Source organism: Microbacterium luteum, from assembly GCF_015277875.1.
GTDB classification, from domain to species: domain Bacteria; phylum Actinomycetota; class Actinomycetes; order Actinomycetales; family Microbacteriaceae; genus Microbacterium; species Microbacterium luteum.
The window spans coordinates 2,164,349-2,181,038 of sequence record NZ_CP063814.1; the positions used below are offsets into that span (position 1 = coordinate 2,164,349).

Here is a 16,690-nt window from a genome sequence, read left to right on the forward strand (position 1 = left end):
GAGAGTCAGCCACCACCCCCACCCCGAAGAGCAGAAGCAGCACCCGGTCCCTCAGGACCCAACAGCGTGCATGCACCCCACCGAACACCCAGACCGTTCCAGCCACCGAAGCGACGTACTAAACCCGAGCACCCGAACAGGATGCCCCATCATATGTTCCACCCATGAGCTAACCGGCAACACACATTCGGTGTTGACCCGGCGCCTGGACACCCCGAAGAGTGCCAGAAGCTCCTTAGAAAGGAGGTGATCCAGCCGCACCTTCCGGTACGGCTACCTTGTTACGACTTAGTCCTAATTACCGATCCCACCTTCGACGGCTCCCTCCACAAGGGTTAGGCCACCGGCTTCAGGTGTTACCGACTTTCATGACTTGACGGGCGGTGTGTACAAGACCCGGGAACGTATTCACCGCAGCGTTGCTGATCTGCGATTACTAGCGACTCCGACTTCATGAGGTCGAGTTGCAGACCTCAATCCGAACTGGGACCGGCTTTTTGGGATTCGCTCCACCTCGCGGTATCGCAGCCCATTGTACCGGCCATTGTAGCATGCGTGAAGCCCAAGACATAAGGGGCATGATGATTTGACGTCATCCCCACCTTCCTCCGAGTTGACCCCGGCAGTATCCCATGAGTTCCCACCATACGTGCTGGCAACATAGAACGAGGGTTGCGCTCGTTGCGGGACTTAACCCAACATCTCACGACACGAGCTGACGACAACCATGCACCACCTGTTCACCAGTGTCCAAAGAGTTGACCATTTCTGGCCCGTTCTGGTGTATGTCAAGCCTTGGTAAGGTTCTTCGCGTTGCATCGAATTAATCCGCATGCTCCGCCGCTTGTGCGGGTCCCCGTCAATTCCTTTGAGTTTTAGCCTTGCGGCCGTACTCCCCAGGCGGGGAACTTAATGCGTTAGCTACGTCACGGAATCCGTGGAAAGGACCCCACAACTAGTTCCCAACGTTTACGGGGTGGACTACCAGGGTATCTAAGCCTGTTTGCTCCCCACCCTTTCGCTCCTCAGCGTCAGTAACGGCCCAGAGATCTGCCTTCGCCATCGGTGTTCCTCCTGATATCTGCGCATTCCACCGCTACACCAGGAATTCCAATCTCCCCTACCGCACTCTAGTCTGCCCGTACCCACTGCAAGCCCGAGGTTGAGCCTCGGAATTTCACAGCAGACGCGACAGACCGCCTACGAGCTCTTTACGCCCAATAATTCCGGATAACGCTTGCGCCCTACGTATTACCGCGGCTGCTGGCACGTAGTTAGCCGGCGCTTTTTCTGCAGGTACCGTCACCCGAAGGCTTCTTCCCTACCAAAAGAGGTTTACAACCCGAAGGCCGTCATCCCTCACGCGGCGTTGCTGCATCAGGCTTGCGCCCATTGTGCAATATTCCCCACTGCTGCCTCCCGTAGGAGTCTGGGCCGTGTCTCAGTCCCAGTGTGGCCGGTCACCCTCTCAGGCCGGCTACCCGTCGACGCCTTGGTGAGCCATTACCTCACCAACAAGCTGATAGGCCGCGAGCCCATCCCAAACCGAAAAAATCTTTCCAACCCCCACCATGCGATGAGAGCTCATATCCAGTATTAGACGCCGTTTCCAGCGCTTATCCCAGAGTCCAGGGCAGGTTGCTCACGTGTTACTCACCCGTTCGCCACTGATCCACCAAGCAAGCTTGGCTTCACCGTTCGACTTGCATGTGTTAAGCACGCCGCCAGCGTTCATCCTGAGCCAGGATCAAACTCTCCGTAAAAAACGAAAGCCACACGCAGGTCGGAATAAGACCACACATGCGACGAGTTCAATCATGACCAAACGGATGCCATCACTGACAATCCAAAATTGATCCAAAGGAATCTCAAACCACAAAAAAGTGGCCGAGGTTATTTGGCATATGACAAGTGCACGCTGTTGAGTTCTCAAAGATCGGACGCACCAACCAACCCGCAACCAAGCAGGCCCAGAAGGGCAACTTCACAATCATACCCCACCCACACCAGCACCCGAACCACACAACAGATCCGAAGGATCCAGGTGGATTCAGTGCCCGAAGGGCGAGACCCAATCCTAACGCTTCATACCGAAGTGCTTCAACCGTGAGGAGTTGGGGCGGTTCGCTGCTTGAGGGGGCGGGGCCTTCCGGCCGCTCCGCTCTCCCCTTTGGGGCGAACAACAAGAACATTACGTCCCCACCCACCCCCACGCAAAACCACACCACACCCCGGGCGTGTCGTGAGCGTTCAGGCCTCGATGAAGAGACCCGCGAGCGTCTTCTTGCCGCGACGCAGCACCGCCAGCCCGCCCGGCAGATCGCCGGAGACACCGGCTGAATCGTCGGCCACCTTGACGCCGTTCATCGCAACACCGCCCTGGGCGATGGCGCGACGCGCCTCCGACAGGCTGGAGACCAGTCCGGTCGCGACCAGCGCGTCGACGACGGAGCTACCGGGCTCGACCGACGCGTGCGGCAACTCCCGAAGAGCCTGACGCAGGGCTACGGGGTCGAGTGCCGTCAGATCCCCCTTGCCGAAGAGCGCGTCCGACGCAGCGACCACCGCATCCGTGGTCTCGACACCGTGCACGAGCGCAGAAACCTCGAGTGCGAGTCGGCGCTGTGCGGCACGGCGGAACGGCTCCTTCTCGACGAGCTCCTCGTACTGTGCGATCTCTGCGCGGGTGAGGAACGTGAAGACCTTCAGACGTTCGATCACATCACGGTCATCGGTATTGAGCCAGAACTGGTAGAAGGCGTACGGGCTCGTGAGTTCTGCGTCGATCCAGATCGCGTTGCCCTCGCTCTTGCCGAACTTCGTCCCGTCGCTGTTCGTGATCAACGGCGTTCCGATCGCGTGCACGGAGACGCCCTCGACGCGATGGACCAGGTCGGTGCCGCTGGTGAGATTGCCCCACTGGTCACTGCCCCCGGTCTGCAGCAGGCAGCCGTACTGGCGGTAGAGCTCGAGGAAGTCCAGCCCCTGCAGGATCTGGTAGCTGAACTCGGTGTAGCTGATGCCGGCGTCAGAGTTCAGACGCGCGCTCACCGCATCCTTCTTGATCATCGTGCCGACGCGGTAGTGCTTGCCGATCTCGCGCAGGAAGTCGATGGCTGACAGCGGGGCCGTCCAGTCGAGATTGTTCACCATGCGCGCGGCATTCGCACCCTCGAAGCTCAGGTAGCGCTCGACCTGTGCCCGAAGCCTCTCGACCCACTCCGCGACGGTCTCGCGCGTGTTGAGCGTGCGCTCCGCGGTGGGACGAGGGTCTCCGATGAGCCCGGTCGAGCCACCGACGAGGCCGAGGGGACGGTGGCCGGCCAACTGAAGACGGCGCATGGTCAGCAGCTGCACGAGATGACCGAGATGGAGGCTCGGAGCAGTCGGGTCGAAGCCGCAGTAGTACGTGATCGGATCCCCGGCGAGCAGCGCGCGAAGCGCATCCTGATCGGTGGACACCTGCACGAGACCCCGCCACACCAGTTCGTCCCAGACGTTCTCGAACGTCGGGTCGTTCGTGGGGGTCACCGCTTTCACAACGGTTTCAGACACCGTGAAAGGCTATCAGCGAGCGTATCGGCTCCAGACTCACGTCCGAGACTCTTTAGCTTATAGACTATATATGACCTTGATTATGCTTTTTAGCTAAACTGCTTCGCATGTTCGTCCTGACGATCGACCAGCGAGACAGCCGCCGCGGCGCTGATCTCGTGCCCGCCGCCCTCGACGGCCTCACCGAACTCGGGGGCGACGGCTGGGCGGCGAGACCCGAACGTACCGCGGGTGACGAGATGCAGATGGCGACGACCGACGCGGCGCTGGCGCTCCGTGTTCTCCTGACGAGCACGAGGAGCGGAGCCTGGAGCGTCGGCGTCGGCGTCGGCGCGGTGGAGGCGCCGCTCCCCCGCAGCGTGCGTGCCGGCCGGGGAGCGGCGTTCATCGCCGCTCGTGACGCGGTCGACCGCGCCAAGACCACGGCCCTGCGGTGTGCGGTCTCCGGCGGCGCCGCTGCCCAGGACGGCGAGGCCCTCGTGCACCTCCTCGTCGACGTGCGGGACCGGCGCAGCGACGAGGGATGGGAGGTCTACGACCTGCTCGCCGAGGGACTCACCCAGCGCGAGGCCGCCGAGCGGCTGGGCATCAGCGCCGGAGCAGTGAGCCTGCGGGCGAAGGCCGCTGCGCTCCGCCTCGAAGAAGCCGCTGTCCCCGCACTCGTCCACGTGTTGGAACGCGCCGACAGCAGCGCCGAGGACGAGCCCGCATGACAGACTGACGCCATGATGCTGCCGGAGTCGCTTGCGACCGCTACCGTATCGGCGGGCCTCCTGCTCGGCATGGCGATGGCGCTCGTCTCCGTGATCGTGACGACGCGTCGCTCGTCGGCGGTGTTCGTCATGATCGCCGCGGCCATCGTCGCGGCGATGCTCATCACCGTCGTCGTCGTCCCGACCGACGTGCCGCTCCCGATCGCGCTGCCCCTCGCTCTCCTCGGCGCGTCGGTCGCCGTCGTCGGAGGAAATCCGCTGACTCGCGAGGTGCTCCGTCTCGCCACCAAGGGCACCGTCCGCGACGGCGAGCACGGCGGAATCCTTCTGCGTTCCGCACGGGAGGATGACGCCGCCGCGGTCCGCGAGGTGCTCCTCGGGGGGACGACGATCGGGTATCTGGAGCGCGTCGCGACGACACTCACGATTCTCGTCGGCTTTCCGGAAGGTCTCGCCGTCGTCGTCGCCCTCAAGGGCATCGGACGCTTCTCGGAACTCGCGTCTGCGGAGGCGCGGGAACGGTTCATCATCGGAACGCTCGCGAGCCTCGTGTGGGCGAGCGCCGTCGCGGCCACCGTGCGCCTCGCGATCTGGTAGGCCGCGCCGCGCGGGTCAGATTCCCAGGGCGTGAGCCGCGGTCTGCGAACGCTCGATGAGTTCCACGCGCTGCTCAGCGACCCGCACCGGCGCCGTGCCGCCGACCCCGAGGCGGCTGCCGACCGAACCCTCGACCGTCAGCACGTCGCGAACCTCCGGCGTCAGATGGGGCGAGACGGCGGCCAGCACCTCGTCCGAGGCCTCGTGCAGCTCGATCTCACGATCCTCGCACGCACGCACGAGGCTGCCCGAGATCTCATGCGCCTCGCGGAAGGGCACCCCCTGCTTGACGAGCCATTCCGCGACGTCGGTGGCCAGCGAGAAGCCGGCAGGGGCCAGTTCGGCCATCCGCGACGTATCGAAGCGCAGCGTGGCGACCATGCCCGCGAAAGCCGGCAGGACGAGCTCGAGGGTGGCGACCGAGTCGAAGACGGGCTCCTTGTCTTCCTGAAGGTCGCGGTTGTACGCGATCGGCAGCCCCTTGAGGGTCGCGAGCAGGCCGGTCAGATTGCCGATCAGGCGCCCAGACTTGCCGCGGGCCAACTCGGCGATGTCGGGGTTCTTCTTCTGGGGCATGATGCTCGACCCGGTCGAGTATCCGTCGTCGAGCGTCACGAATCCGAACTCGCGGGTGTTCCAGAGGATGATCTCCTCCGACAGCCTCGACAGATCGACGCCGATCATCGCCGCGATGAAAGCGAATTCCGCCACGACGTCACGGGACGACGTGCCGTCGAGGGAGTTCTCCGCCGGGCGCGCCAGGCCGAGTTCGTCGGCGACGAGCTGCGGGTCGAGCCCGAGCGTCGATCCGGCGAGCGCGCCGCCCCCGTACGGCGAGACGGAGGCGCGGACGGACCAGTCGCGCAGGCGCTCGAGATCGCGCACGAGAGGCCAGGCGTGCGCCTGGAGGTGATGCGCCAGCAGGACCGGCTGCGCGTGCTGAAGGTGTGTTCGCCCGGGCATGATGGCATCCGGGTGCGCCTCGGCCTGCGAAGTGAGCGCATCGATGACACGGAGGATGTCGCGCGCGATCGTGCGTGAGTGATCCAGCAGGTAAAGCCGCACGAGGGTGGCGATCTGGTCGTTGCGACTGCGACCGGCACGGAGCTTCCCGCCGAGGTGAGCACCGACCTCCGCGATCAGCGCCGCTTCGAGGGCGCCGTGCACATCTTCGTCGTGCGGAGCCGGAAGCAACGTGCCGTCGGCCACACGTCGAGCGAGAGCATCCAACCCCGCGTGCATCGCAACTTCCTCGTCCGCCGTGAGATACCCCGCAGCGGCGAGCGCCTTGGCGTGGGCATGGGAACCGGCGAGGTCATACGGCGCCATCGCCCAGTCGAAGTGGGTGGAACGGCTCAAGGCCTCCAGCTCGGGCGACGGACCCGTCGCGAAGCGTGCTCCCCAGAGGGCGCCCTCGTTCGTGCCTTCGGTCTTGCTCTCACTCACCGTGTCAGCCTAGCGAGGTCCGAGACGGGTCTCCGCCGCCGTGTCCGCACGACCGGGCACGAGCACTCGCGTGACCCGGTCGGTCGCCGCCTCCAGCGGTCCGCGTCCGATCGTCAGCGCCCAGACGGTCGCGGCGACGATCAGGACCGCCGTGATCGGCCAGAACGGGTCGAGGTCGCGGAAGCCCTGAAGGTCGGACGGATCCCCCAGGATCACCGCCGCTGCGATCGCCCAGATCACGAGCTGCGCGGTGTACGCACTCAGCGGCATCGCTCCGACGGCGCGCACGGGCAGGACGATCCACCCCGCCGGGCTCATCACGCTCCCCCGCCACCAGGGACCGCACACCAGCACGCACCCGCCGATGACGGCGAGCGCGAAACCTCCGGAACCGATGACCTCCAGCAGCCCGCTCGAATGCGGTCGAGCAGTCCACACCGCGCCGCCGAAGGAGGTCCACTCGTCGGCCGCGGCGAGCCCGCTCGCAGCATTCAGCCCGTAGCCGAGGGCAGCGAGAGCTCCGCCGGCGAGCACAGCGCCGACCTGGACGCTCCTGCGCTGCAGACCCGCGCGCGCGATGCCGAGGCCAGCCAGCACGAAGGCCATCCACACGGGGAACGGATACTGCCATCCGATCATGAGCGCGGCGGATTCGCCGATCGGCGTGCCCCAGAAGGGGAGGGCATCCAGCAGGACCTGTGCGAACGGCATCACCACGGCGAGCACGGCTGCCAGGACGAGCACGACGCGGGCGGACAGGGTGAGAGCGGGCAGCGCGAGCAGGAACAGCACCGCATATGCCGGGAGGATGACGTAGACGGGCACGCCGGTTCCGATCAGGAGAACCCCGAGCACCCACAGCAGCGCTGCACGCAGCGCGATCCGGCGTCGTGCAACACCCATGGCTGCGCCGCGGGCCGGATGACGCCCTCCCGTCATGAGGCCGAGCGACACGCCGGCAAGCGTCGCGAAGAGAATCGATGACCGTCCGGCTGCGATGTTCGACCAGGTCGACGGATCGGCGAGGACCACGTCGTCCCCCAGCCAGAGCAGGTGCGCCGCCAGCATCCCGATGATCGCCAGCCCGCGGGCGAAGTCGAGGCCGGCGATGCGGCCCGCACCGTTCAGCTGGATCCCGTTGCGCGACAGGCGCGGACGAACCGCTCCGGTCGCATCCGATGCCGGATCGGTCACCTATCCTCCATCCCGCCCCGTCAGCCCTGACGCAGAAGCCAGACCAGCAGGGCCTTCTGCGCGTGCAGGCGATTCTCCGCCTCGTCCCATACGACGCTCTGGGGGCCGTCGATCACCTCGGCGTCGACCTCGTATCCGCGATCGGCGGGAAGACAGTGGATGAAGATCGCATCGTCCTTCGCGAGGCGCATGAGTTCGGTGGTGACCTTGTACTCGCCCAGATCGCGCAGACGCGCGAGCTTCTCCTCCTCCTTGCCCATCGACACCCAGGTGTCGGTCACGACGACGTCGGCACCGGCCGCGGCCTCGTTCGCGTCGGTGTACAGCGTCACCGAACCACCGGTCTCCGCGGCGCGACGATCGGCGTCGGCGATCACATCGTCGCGCGGGGCGTAGTGCTCCGGGGATGCGACGCGCACGTGCATGCCGGCGGTGACGCCCGCGAGCACATACGAGTGCGCCATGTTGCTGCGACCGTCTCCGAAGAAGGCGAGCGTGAGACCGTCGAGATCTCCCTTGTGCTCGCGGATCGTCAGCAGATCGGCGAGCAGCTGACACGGGTGGAAGTCGTCGCTGAGCGCATTGACGACCGGCACCCGGGTTCCCGCGGCCATCTGCTCAAGTCCCGCCTGGGCGTACGTGCGCCAGACGATGGCGGCCACCTGTCGCTCGAGCACCCGGGCCGTGTCGGCGGGAGTCTCCTTGCCGCCGAGCTGGCTGCTTGCGGTCGAGATGATCAGGGGCGAGCCGCCGAGGTCGGCGATTCCCACCGCGAACGAGACCCTGGTGCGCGTGGACGACTTGTCGAAGATGACCGCGACCGTCTGCGGACCTTCGAGGGGCTTGAGCTTCCAGCGGTCCTTCTTCAACGCGACGGCGAGGTCGAGGATCTCGGTCTGCTCGTCCGTGGTCAGGTCGTCGTCGCGCAGCAGGTGGCGGGTCATGCGGGTACCTCCGTCGTGGCCGATTCATCGGCGTCCAGCAGAACGGACGTCTCCACCGTGGCGAGGGCGCGGGCGAACAGTCCGATGAAGTCATCGATCTCGACGTCGCCGATGTTCAGCGGCGGTGCGACGCGAACGGTCGACGGGTTCGCCGCGTTCACGATCAGGCCGTGCTCCTGCGCCGCGGCGACGACGGCACCGGCGACCGGATGCTTCAGGGCGACCCCGATCAGGAGTCCGCGGCCACGCGTTCCCGCGACGAGGGGCGAGCCGATGGCGGAGATCCGCTCGCGCAGCTGCGTGCCGCGCGTCGCGGCGTTCTCGACCAGGTCGGCCCGCTCGATCTCGCACAGCACCGCGAGGGAGACCGCGGTCCCGAGGGCGTTGCCACCGAAGGTCGACCCGTGGGTTCCCGGGTAGAAGAGCTCGCTGCTGTCGCCGAAGGTCACCAGAGCGCCGATCGGGAAGCCGCCTCCGATCCCCTTCGCGACGGTGATCGCGTCGGGGGTGATCCCGGCATGCTGGTAGCCGAACCACTCCCCCGTGCGGCCGGCACCGGTCTGGATCTCATCGACGATGAGAAGAGCACCGTGGCGAGCCGTAAGCTCGCGTGCGGCCGCCAGATATCCCTCCGGCAGGTCGACGACACCCGCCTCGCCCTGGATCGGCTCCACCACGAGCGCCGCGACGTCGTCACCCATCGCATGCTCGAGCGCTTCGATCGTCGGGGCGATGTGCTCGACGCCCGCCACCATGGGCAGGAACGGCTCCTGCATCGCGGGCTTCCCGGTGAGCGCGAGCGTTCCCATCGTGCGCCCGTGGAAGGCGTTCTCCAGGGTGAGGATGCGCAGCCGTGCGGGACGTCCATCTCGCGCCGCACCGTGGAGCCGCGCCAGCTTGAAGGCGGCCTCGTTCGCCTCCGCACCGGAATTGGCGAAGTAGACGCGTCCGCTCGGCCCGGTCCCCGCGAGATCCTTGAGCTTGGCGGCCAGGGCGAGCTGAGGCGGCGTGGCGAAGTAATTCGACACATGAGCGAGCGTCGCCGCCTGAGTGGCGACGGCATCCACGAAGACGGGATGCGCGTGCCCGAGGGAGTTGACGGCGATCCCCGCCAGGAAGTCGAGATATCGCGTACCGTGCTCGTCCCAGACGTACGCCCCCTCCCCTCGGACGAAGAGCGCGAAGCGATCTCCCGCGTTCCGGATCAGATCGCGTCCCGCGTCATCCCGCCACGTCGCCGTCCCGGTCATCCGTCCACCACCTCGGTTCCGATTCCCTTGTTCGTGAAGATCTCCACCAGCACCGAATGCGGCACCCGGCCGTCGATGATCGCCGCCGTCTCGACGCCGCCCTGCACTGCGTGCAGACACGCCGTCATCTTCGGGATCATCCCCGACTCGAGGGTGGGCAGCAGTTCGGTGAGCTCGGTCGAGGTCAGGTGCGACACGAGGGAGTCGCGGTTCGGCCAGTCGGCGTAGAGCCCGGCGACATCGGTGAGCACGACCAGCTTCGCCGCCCCGAGCGCCACGGCGAGGGCGGACGCTGCCGCATCCGCATTGACGTTGAGCGAATGCCCGGGGTTGTCGCTGTCCGGGGCGATGCTCGAGACCACCGGGATCCGGCCGGCCTCGAGCTGGTCGAGCACCGGCTGCGGGTCCACGCTCACCACGTCGCCGACGCGCCCGAGGTCGTGTTCCACCCCGTCGAGCATCACGCCGCGACGTCGCCCGGTGAACAGGCCCGCGTCCTCTCCGGACAGGCCGGTGGCGAGGGGCCCGTGGGCGTTGATCTTGGCCACCAGCTGAGGGTTGATCTGGCCGGTCAGCACCATCCGCACCACCGAGATCGCTTCGGTCGTCGTGACGCGATAGCCGCCCTTGAACTCGCTCGGGATCGCGAGGCGGTCGAGCATCGAGGAGATCTGCGGGCCTCCGCCGTGCACGATCACCGGCTTCACGCCGACGTAGCGCAGATAGGCGACGTCGGCGGCGAAGGCCTCCTGCAACTCGTCGGAGACCATGGCATTCCCGCCGTACTTGATGACCACCGTCTGGTCGCGGAAGCGCTGCAGCCACGGCAGCGACTCGATCATCGCCTCCACGCGCGCGCTGGCAGCGGTCGGGTCGGTGTCCTGGATGTCGGTCATGAGGAGTACGCGCTGTTCTCGTGGACGTAATCGTGGGTGAGGTCGTTGGTGTAGATCGTCGCGAAGGCGTCGCCGACCTTCAGATCGATCAGGACATGGGTGGCGCGCGGCGACAGGTCGACGTCTTCACGCGGCCGGTCGGGGCCGCCGGAGGTGCATACGCGCACACCGTTCATCGACACGTCCACGTCGTAGGGGTCGAACGCGGCATCGGTGGTGCCGATCGCGGCGAGCACGCGCCCCCAGTTCGGGTCCTTGCCGAAGACGGCGGCCTTGAACAGGTTGTTGCGAGCGACCGAGCGACCCACCTCGACGGCGTCGTCTTCGGAGACGGCACCGACGACCTCGATCGTGATGTCGTGGCTCGCCCCCTCCGCATCGGACTGCAGCTGGATCGCGAGGTCGGTGCACACGTCGATGAGCGCGGCGCGGAACGCATCGGGCTCCGGCGTGATCCCGGATGCGCCGCTCGCCATGAGGGTCACCTGGTCGTTGGTGGACATGCAGCCGTCGGAATCGAGCCGATCGAAGCTCACTCGGGTGGCCGCGCGCAGGTGCGCATCCGCCTCGGCCGGGGTCACGATGGCGTCGGTCGTCACGACGACGAGCATCGTCGCCAGGCCCGGTGCGAGCATCCCCGCCCCTTTCGCCATGGCACCGATCGTCCAGCCGTCGACGGAGCGGACCGACCGCTTCGCCCGCGAGTCCGTCGTCATGATCGCAAGCGCGGCGTCTTCTCCGCCGTCTGTGGACAGCGCGGCGATCGCCTTCTCGGTCCCTTCGAGCACTTTGCCGCGGAAGACGGCGTCGCCGGTGCCGATGAGCCCGGTCGAGCACACCACCACGTCGCCGGCGCCGATCTCGAGCAGTTCCGCGGCCTTCTCGGCGGTCTGATGCGTGGTCTGGAACCCGAAGCTGCCGGTGAAGCAGTTCGCCCCGCCGGAGTTGAGAACGATCGCCGCGATCGCCCCGTCCTTCACGACCTGCTCGGACCACAGGATCGGGTTGGCCTTCGCGCGATTGGACGTGAAGACGGCCGCGCCCGCGGTGAGCGGGCCACGATTGACGACCACCGCGACGTCCGGCTTGCCGGTGGACTTCAGACCGACCGCGACGCCGGCCGCTTCGAATCCCTGGGGGGCGGTGACGCTCACGGTGCCACTCCGTTCACGGTGAGGGCTCGGTCCTCGGGGAGTCCGAGCGCGATGTTCATGGACTGGACAGCGGCACCGGCGGTGCCCTTGACGAGGTTGTCCACCGCGGTGATGACCACCACGCGGTTGGCCGCGCGATCGACCGCGAGGCCGATCAGCGCCGTGTTCGCGCCGATGACATCGGCCGTGCGGGGGAAGGAGCCGGCGGGCAGCAGCTGGACGAAGGTCTCGTCCGCGTAGGCCTCTTCCCACGCGTCGCGGATCCGCGCATCCGTCACGCCCGGCGCGATCGGCGCCGTCGAGGTGGCGAGGATCCCGCGCGCCATCGGCACGAGGACGGGCGTGAAGGAGATGCCGACGGCGCGATCGTCGGAGATCGAGCCCGATGTCGGAGAATTCGGCGCGATCCCTCCGACATCAGCGCGATTCTCCGACATCGCCGCGGTCAGCGCCTGCCGGATCTCCGGGATGTGGCGGTGCGTGCCGCCGACGGCATACGGGTTCGCCGTGCCCAGGATCTCCGCCGCCAGCAGATTCGTCTTCATCGCCTTGCCCGCTCCCGACGGTCCGACGGCGAGCACGCTCACGATGTCGGACGGATCGATGACCCCGGCCGCGACACCCGGCGCGAGGCTCAGGCTCACGGTCGACGCGTTGCAGCCGGGTGCGGCGATGCGGGTCGCGTCGACGAGCCGGTCGCGCTGCTTTCCGCCGTCGACGATCAGCTCCGGCACGCCATAGGTCCACGGCTCATGGAAATCGCCCCCGTAGAAGGCGTTCCACGCATCCCTCGAGGCGAGTCGATGGTCAGCGCCCGCGTCGATCACCAGCGGCGTCTCCGCGAGCGCATCCGTGTACTGTCCCGACTGCCCATGGGGCAATGCCAGGACGACGACGTCATGCCCGGCGAGCACCTCGGGGGTCGTCTGCTGGATCGTCAGATGCGCCAGCGAGCGCAGGTGCGGCTGGTGCTGGACCAGAGGCTGCCCCGCGGTCGAATGCGCCGTCACGGTGCGGATCTCCACGTCGGGATGGGCGGCCAGGAGCCGGAGGATCTCACCGCCGGCATAGCCGGATGCGCCGGAGACGGCGACCGAATAGGTCATGCGTTCCACCTTAGTTTCGAAGGAGTCGGAGCCTGAAGGCGGCGACACCCGCCGGCCCAACCGGACCGCGTGCGGGGTCGCCTAGAGTCGGCGGCCGCGACGGAGCGAACCGAGGTGGCGTCGGTGCGACGCGGTGCCCGCGACGAGCACCGGGCCCGTGAGGGGCGCCGTCGGGACCGAGGCTGCCGGAAGCATGGGGCTGACGATAGTCGCAGCCTCGCGCGACCCGCAAATCGTGTCGCCGCGGCGGCATGCGGACTCAGTCGCGGATGACGGCGCCGTGACGGCGGCCTGCCATCGTCACTCCGGCGAGCTTCGCCTCGGTCGCCTCCGCCGCCGTCAGGGTGCGGTCGGCCGCCCGGAAGCGCATCGCGAAGGTCAGGCTCTTGCGTCCGTGCTCGATTCCCGCGCCCCGGTAGTCGTCGACGAGGTGGAGGTGCTCGAGAAGCTCCCCTGCCCCTTCCCTCAGCGCCGAGGCCACATCCGCCGCCGGCACATCGGCGGAGACGACGAGGGAGACATCCTGCGTGGCAGCGGGATACGTCGACAGCGACCCGACGACCACACGATCGCCCGCGAGTTCGAGCACGAGGTCGAGGTCGACCTCGGCGACCACCACACGGCCGGGCAGATCCGCGGCTGCGGCGACGTCCGGCAGCAGCTCGCCGACATAGCCGACGGTCTCCCCTCGCACGTCGAGCGTTCCGGTGCGTCCGGGATGCAACGCCGCGCGCGTTCCCTGCGTCACGCGGATGTCGACACCGGCCGCCAGCCCTACCGTTCGCACGGCGTCGAGGGCGTCGGCGAGGTCAGCGGCACGTGCCGGCTCCCCCGGCTGCTTGGCGATCAGAGAGCCGGTGAGCAGCACCGCGACGTGACGGCGCTGCGGCGGGATCGCGTCATCGAGTTCCGCGAGGGTCGCCGCCGACGGACGCACCGCGGGAGGCGGAACGTGCGGCGTGCCGTAGACCACCCCGGAACGAGGGAGGAAGACGGTCCCGGACTCGTAGAGCGCGAGGTCGGTGAGTCCGCGCGACACGTTCCGGTGCGCGACCTGCACGAGGCCCGGAACGAGCGAACGTCGCAGGAACGGCGCCTGACCGTCCAGCGGATTCGCCAGGCGGATGCTGGGCAGGTGCTCACCGCTCGCCGAGCCGTGCAGGTCGTTCTGCTCCTCGGTGGTGAACGGGAACGAGGGCGTCTCGACGTAGCCGGCCGCGGCGAGCGCGTTCGACACGCGGCGACGACCGCGCTGCGCCGCCGTGAGGCCCCGGCCGGACGGCGGCACCGGCACTTCCGACGGAATCCGGTCGTATCCGGTGATCCGGGCGACCTCCTCGGCGAGCGTCCAGGTGTCGGTGAGGTCGGGACGCCATGTGGGCGCGACGACGGTCCACCCCTGCTCGGTGGCGGCGACGGCGCATCCGATCATCTCGAGCGAGGCGACGATCTCGTCGTCCGAGTACTCGACCCCGATGAGCCCCGCGACGAAGCCGGTCGGCAGGTCGATGGAGGTGCGGACCAGGTCCGAGCCCACGGCCCCGCCGACGCGCTCGTCGGTGCCGCCCGCGAGTTCGACCATGAGGTCCACCACCCGCTGGGCTGCCACATAGGGCAGGCCGGGGTCGACGCCGCGCTCGAAGCGCCGCGACGCCTCGCTGGGAAGCTTGTGCCGTCGCGCCGTGCGCGCGATCGTGATCGGCTCGAACACGGCGGCCTCGACGAGCACATTGCGCGTCGAGGCGCCCATCTCCGTGGTTCCGCCGCCCATGACGCCGGCGAGGCCGATGGGTCCGGACTCATCGGTGATGAGGAGATCCTCGACATCGAGGTCACGCAGCTTGCCGTCGAGGGTCTGCAGCTTCTCCCCCGCAGTCGCACGGCGCACGGTGATGCCGCCGGTGAGCGCATCGAGGTCGTAGCCGTGGATCGGCGTGCCGAGCTCCAGCATCACGTAGTTGGTGATGTCGATGAGGATGCCGAGCGAACGCACGCCCGCAAGCGTGAGCCGGGCGATCATCCACGACGGGGTGGGCTTGGTGGGGTCGAGGTCGCGCACGACGCGAGCGACGAATTCCGTCGCTCCCACGCGCCCCCGAACCGGTGCGCGGTCGTCGACGGCCACGGAGAACTCGTGTCGATCGATGCGCACGTCGGCGGCATCGCGTGCCGCCGGGTCGCGGAACACCGCGCCGGTCGCGTGCGAATACTCCCGCGCCACGCCGCGAAGGGACAGCGCGTAGCCGCGGTCGGGGGTGACGTTGATCTCCACGGCGACGTCGTCGAGGCCGAGCAGACCGATCGCGTCGGTGCCTGCGGGCGCGTCGATGCCGATCTCGACCAGGCGCAGGATGCCGTCGCTCTCCTCGCCGAGGCCGAGCTCCTTCGCCGACGCGATCATGCCGTCCGACACGTGACCGTAGGTCTTGCGCGCGGCGATCGGGAAGGGGCCAGGCAGGACGGATCCGGGGAGGGTCACGACGACCTTGTCACCGGCGAAGAAGTTGCCCGCACCGCACACGATCCCGCGCACGCCGTCGCCGACGTCGACCTGGCACCAGCGGATGGTCTTGCCGTTCTTCTGCGGCTCCTCGACGAACTCCAGCACCTCGCCGACGACGATGGGTCCGGAGAGCTCGAACCGATGCACGTCCTCCTCCTCGAACCCGACGGCGACCAGAGCCGCGAGAACGTCCTCGGGCGTGGACTCGGCGGCGACGTCGACGTACTCACGCAGCCATGACAGGGGGACGCGCATCAGACCACCATTCCGAACTGCTCGCTGAAGCGCACATCGCCCTCGGCCATGTCGCGCATGTCCTTCACGTCGCTGCGGAACATGAGGGTCCGCTCGAAGCCCATGCCGAAGGCGAAGCCCGAGTACTCCTCCGGGTCGATCCCGGCCGCACGCAGCACGTTCGGGTTGACCATTCCGCATCCCCCCCATTCGATCCATCGGGCGCCGCCGGTGAAGGTCGGGTGCCAGAGGTCGAACTCGGCGGACGGTTCGGTGAACGGGAAGTAGTTGGCGCGCATGCGCGTCTTGGCCTCACTGCCGAACAGCACGCGTGCGATGTGGTCGAGCGTTCCCTTGAGGTGCGCCATCGTGATGCCGCGGTCGATGACCAGTCCCTCGAACTGCGAGAAGACGGGAAGGTGCGTGGCATCGAACTCGTCGGCACGGTAGACGCGCCCCGGGGAGAGCACGTAGATCGGGATGTCGCGTTCGAGCATCGACCGCATCTGCACCGGGCTGGTGTGGGTTCGCATCACGAGGTGCCGCTCGAGGGGGTCGACGTAGAAGGAGTCCTGCATCTGCCGCGACGGGTGATCCGGTGCGATGTTCAGCGCGTCGAAGTTGAACCACTCGTGCTCGAGCTCGGGTCCTTCGGCGATCTCCCACCCCATGCCCACGAAGATGTCGGAGATCTCCTCCTGGAGCAGGGTCAGCGGATGGCGCGCGCCGATGCGCGCGCGATGCGCGAGGGCCGTGATGTCGACGCGCTCGGCCTCCAGGCGCGCCGCGGTCTCGGCTTCGACGATCTCGGTCTCTCGTGCGGCGAGCGCCTGCGAGACCTGTCCGCGAGCCTGACCGACGAGCTTGCCGAACTCCGCCTTCTTGTCCTTGGGCACATCGCGCATTCGTGCGTTCAGCCGCGCCAGGGGCGAGCCTTCGCCCGCGTGCGCGGCGCGCACCGCCTTCAGCTCTGCGGAGTCGGGAGCCTCGGCGATGGCGGACAGCGCGGCGGTCACCGCGGCCTCCACCGCCTCGGGGGTGATCTCGGGGGCAACCTCGTCGGACACGAGAGACGAGTCTACCGACGTGGCGCCTCAC

12 protein-coding genes and 1 rRNA gene are annotated in these 16,690 nt (G+C 67.6%); 2 read left to right on the forward strand and 11 right to left on the reverse strand.

Translation table 11 applies throughout. The annotated features are described in order from the left end of the window. Positions 1-239 precede the first annotated feature (239 nt). Positions 240-1,763, reverse strand: a 16S ribosomal RNA gene (locus IM777_RS10815). A gap of 487 nt (positions 1,764-2,250) precedes the next feature. Next, a complete protein-coding gene (gene tyrS, locus IM777_RS10820) occupies positions 2,251-3,555 on the reverse strand; it encodes a tyrosine--tRNA ligase (protein ID WP_194383348.1) in 1,305 nt (434 codons plus the stop codon). 107 nt (positions 3,556-3,662) lie between these two features. Here tyrS and IM777_RS10825 point away from each other — a divergent pair, with 107 nt between their 5' ends. Next, a complete protein-coding gene (locus IM777_RS10825) occupies positions 3,663-4,268 on the forward strand; it encodes a DNA-binding protein (protein WP_194383349.1) in 606 nt (201 codons plus the stop codon). Between the two features lie 12 nt (positions 4,269-4,280). Next, entirely contained in the window at positions 4,281-4,865 is a 585-nt protein-coding gene (locus IM777_RS10830; protein WP_228480766.1) for a hypothetical protein, read from the forward strand. Between the two features lie 15 nt (positions 4,866-4,880). Here IM777_RS10830 and argH read toward each other — a convergent pair whose 3' ends face one another. The 9 genes from argH to pheS form a co-directional block, all read right to left on the reverse strand. Continuing rightward, positions 4,881-6,311 carry an argininosuccinate lyase gene (argH, locus tag IM777_RS10835; RefSeq protein WP_194383350.1) on the reverse strand — a complete coding sequence of 477 codons (1,431 nt, stop codon included), beginning with the start codon at positions 6,309-6,311 and terminating at the stop codon, positions 4,881-4,883. 9 nt (positions 6,312-6,320) lie between these two features. Continuing rightward, entirely contained in the window at positions 6,321-7,505 is a 1,185-nt protein-coding gene (locus IM777_RS10840) for a heparan-alpha-glucosaminide N-acetyltransferase domain-containing protein (protein WP_194383351.1), read from the reverse strand. 20 nt (positions 7,506-7,525) lie between these two features. After that, a complete protein-coding gene (gene argF, locus IM777_RS10845) occupies positions 7,526-8,449 on the reverse strand; it encodes an ornithine carbamoyltransferase (protein ID WP_194383352.1) in 924 nt (307 codons plus the stop codon). Continuing rightward, positions 8,446-9,699, reverse strand: a complete 1,254-nt coding sequence (locus tag IM777_RS10850; RefSeq protein WP_194383353.1) for an acetylornithine transaminase — start codon at positions 9,697-9,699, stop codon at positions 8,446-8,448. The genes argF and IM777_RS10850 overlap by 4 nt, the downstream gene beginning before the upstream one ends. Then, positions 9,696-10,595 (reverse strand): acetylglutamate kinase, encoded by a 900-nt coding sequence (gene argB, locus IM777_RS10855; RefSeq protein ID WP_071046088.1) that lies wholly within the window; start codon positions 10,593-10,595, stop codon positions 9,696-9,698. The genes IM777_RS10850 and argB overlap by 4 nt, the downstream gene beginning before the upstream one ends. Then, a complete protein-coding gene (gene argJ, locus IM777_RS10860; protein WP_194383354.1) occupies positions 10,592-11,749 on the reverse strand; it encodes a bifunctional glutamate N-acetyltransferase/amino-acid acetyltransferase ArgJ in 1,158 nt (385 codons plus the stop codon). Before argJ ends, argB begins: the two co-directional genes overlap by 4 nt. Next, positions 11,746-12,855, reverse strand: coding sequence for an N-acetyl-gamma-glutamyl-phosphate reductase (gene argC / locus IM777_RS10865; RefSeq protein WP_194383355.1), 1,110 nt, complete (start codon positions 12,853-12,855; stop codon positions 11,746-11,748). Before argC ends, argJ begins: the two co-directional genes overlap by 4 nt. Before the next feature lie 259 nt (positions 12,856-13,114). Then, positions 13,115-15,613: a phenylalanine--tRNA ligase subunit beta gene (pheT, locus tag IM777_RS10870; protein WP_194383356.1), complete on the reverse strand. Its 2,499-nt coding sequence runs from the start codon at positions 15,611-15,613 to the stop codon at positions 13,115-13,117. Further along, on the reverse strand, positions 15,613-16,659 hold the full coding sequence (gene pheS, locus IM777_RS10875; protein WP_194383357.1) for a phenylalanine--tRNA ligase subunit alpha: 1,047 nt from the start codon (positions 16,657-16,659) through the stop codon (positions 15,613-15,615). Before pheS ends, pheT begins: the two co-directional genes overlap by 1 nt. Positions 16,660-16,690 lie beyond the last annotated feature (31 nt).

What these genes read in the sequence shown, in the direction of transcription:
- IM777_RS10830 (WP_228480766.1), top strand. Translation starts at nt 4,281, where the DNA reads ATGATGCTGCCGGAGTCGCTTGCGACCGCTACCGTATCGGCGGGCCTC.
- argB (WP_071046088.1), bottom strand. Translation starts at nt 10,595, where the DNA reads ATGACCGACATCCAGGACACCGACCCGACCGCTGCCAGCGCGCGCGTG.
- IM777_RS10825 (WP_194383349.1), top strand. Translation starts at nt 3,663, where the DNA reads ATGTTCGTCCTGACGATCGACCAGCGAGACAGCCGCCGCGGCGCTGAT.
- argF (WP_194383352.1), bottom strand. Translation starts at nt 8,449, where the DNA reads ATGACCCGCCACCTGCTGCGCGACGACGACCTGACCACGGACGAGCAG.
- IM777_RS10850 (WP_194383353.1), bottom strand. Translation starts at nt 9,699, where the DNA reads ATGACCGGGACGGCGACGTGGCGGGATGACGCGGGACGCGATCTGATC.
- argC (WP_194383355.1), bottom strand. Translation starts at nt 12,855, where the DNA reads ATGACCTATTCGGTCGCCGTCTCCGGCGCATCCGGCTATGCCGGCGGT.
- pheT (WP_194383356.1), bottom strand. Translation starts at nt 15,613, where the DNA reads ATGCGCGTCCCCCTGTCATGGCTGCGTGAGTACGTCGACGTCGCCGCC.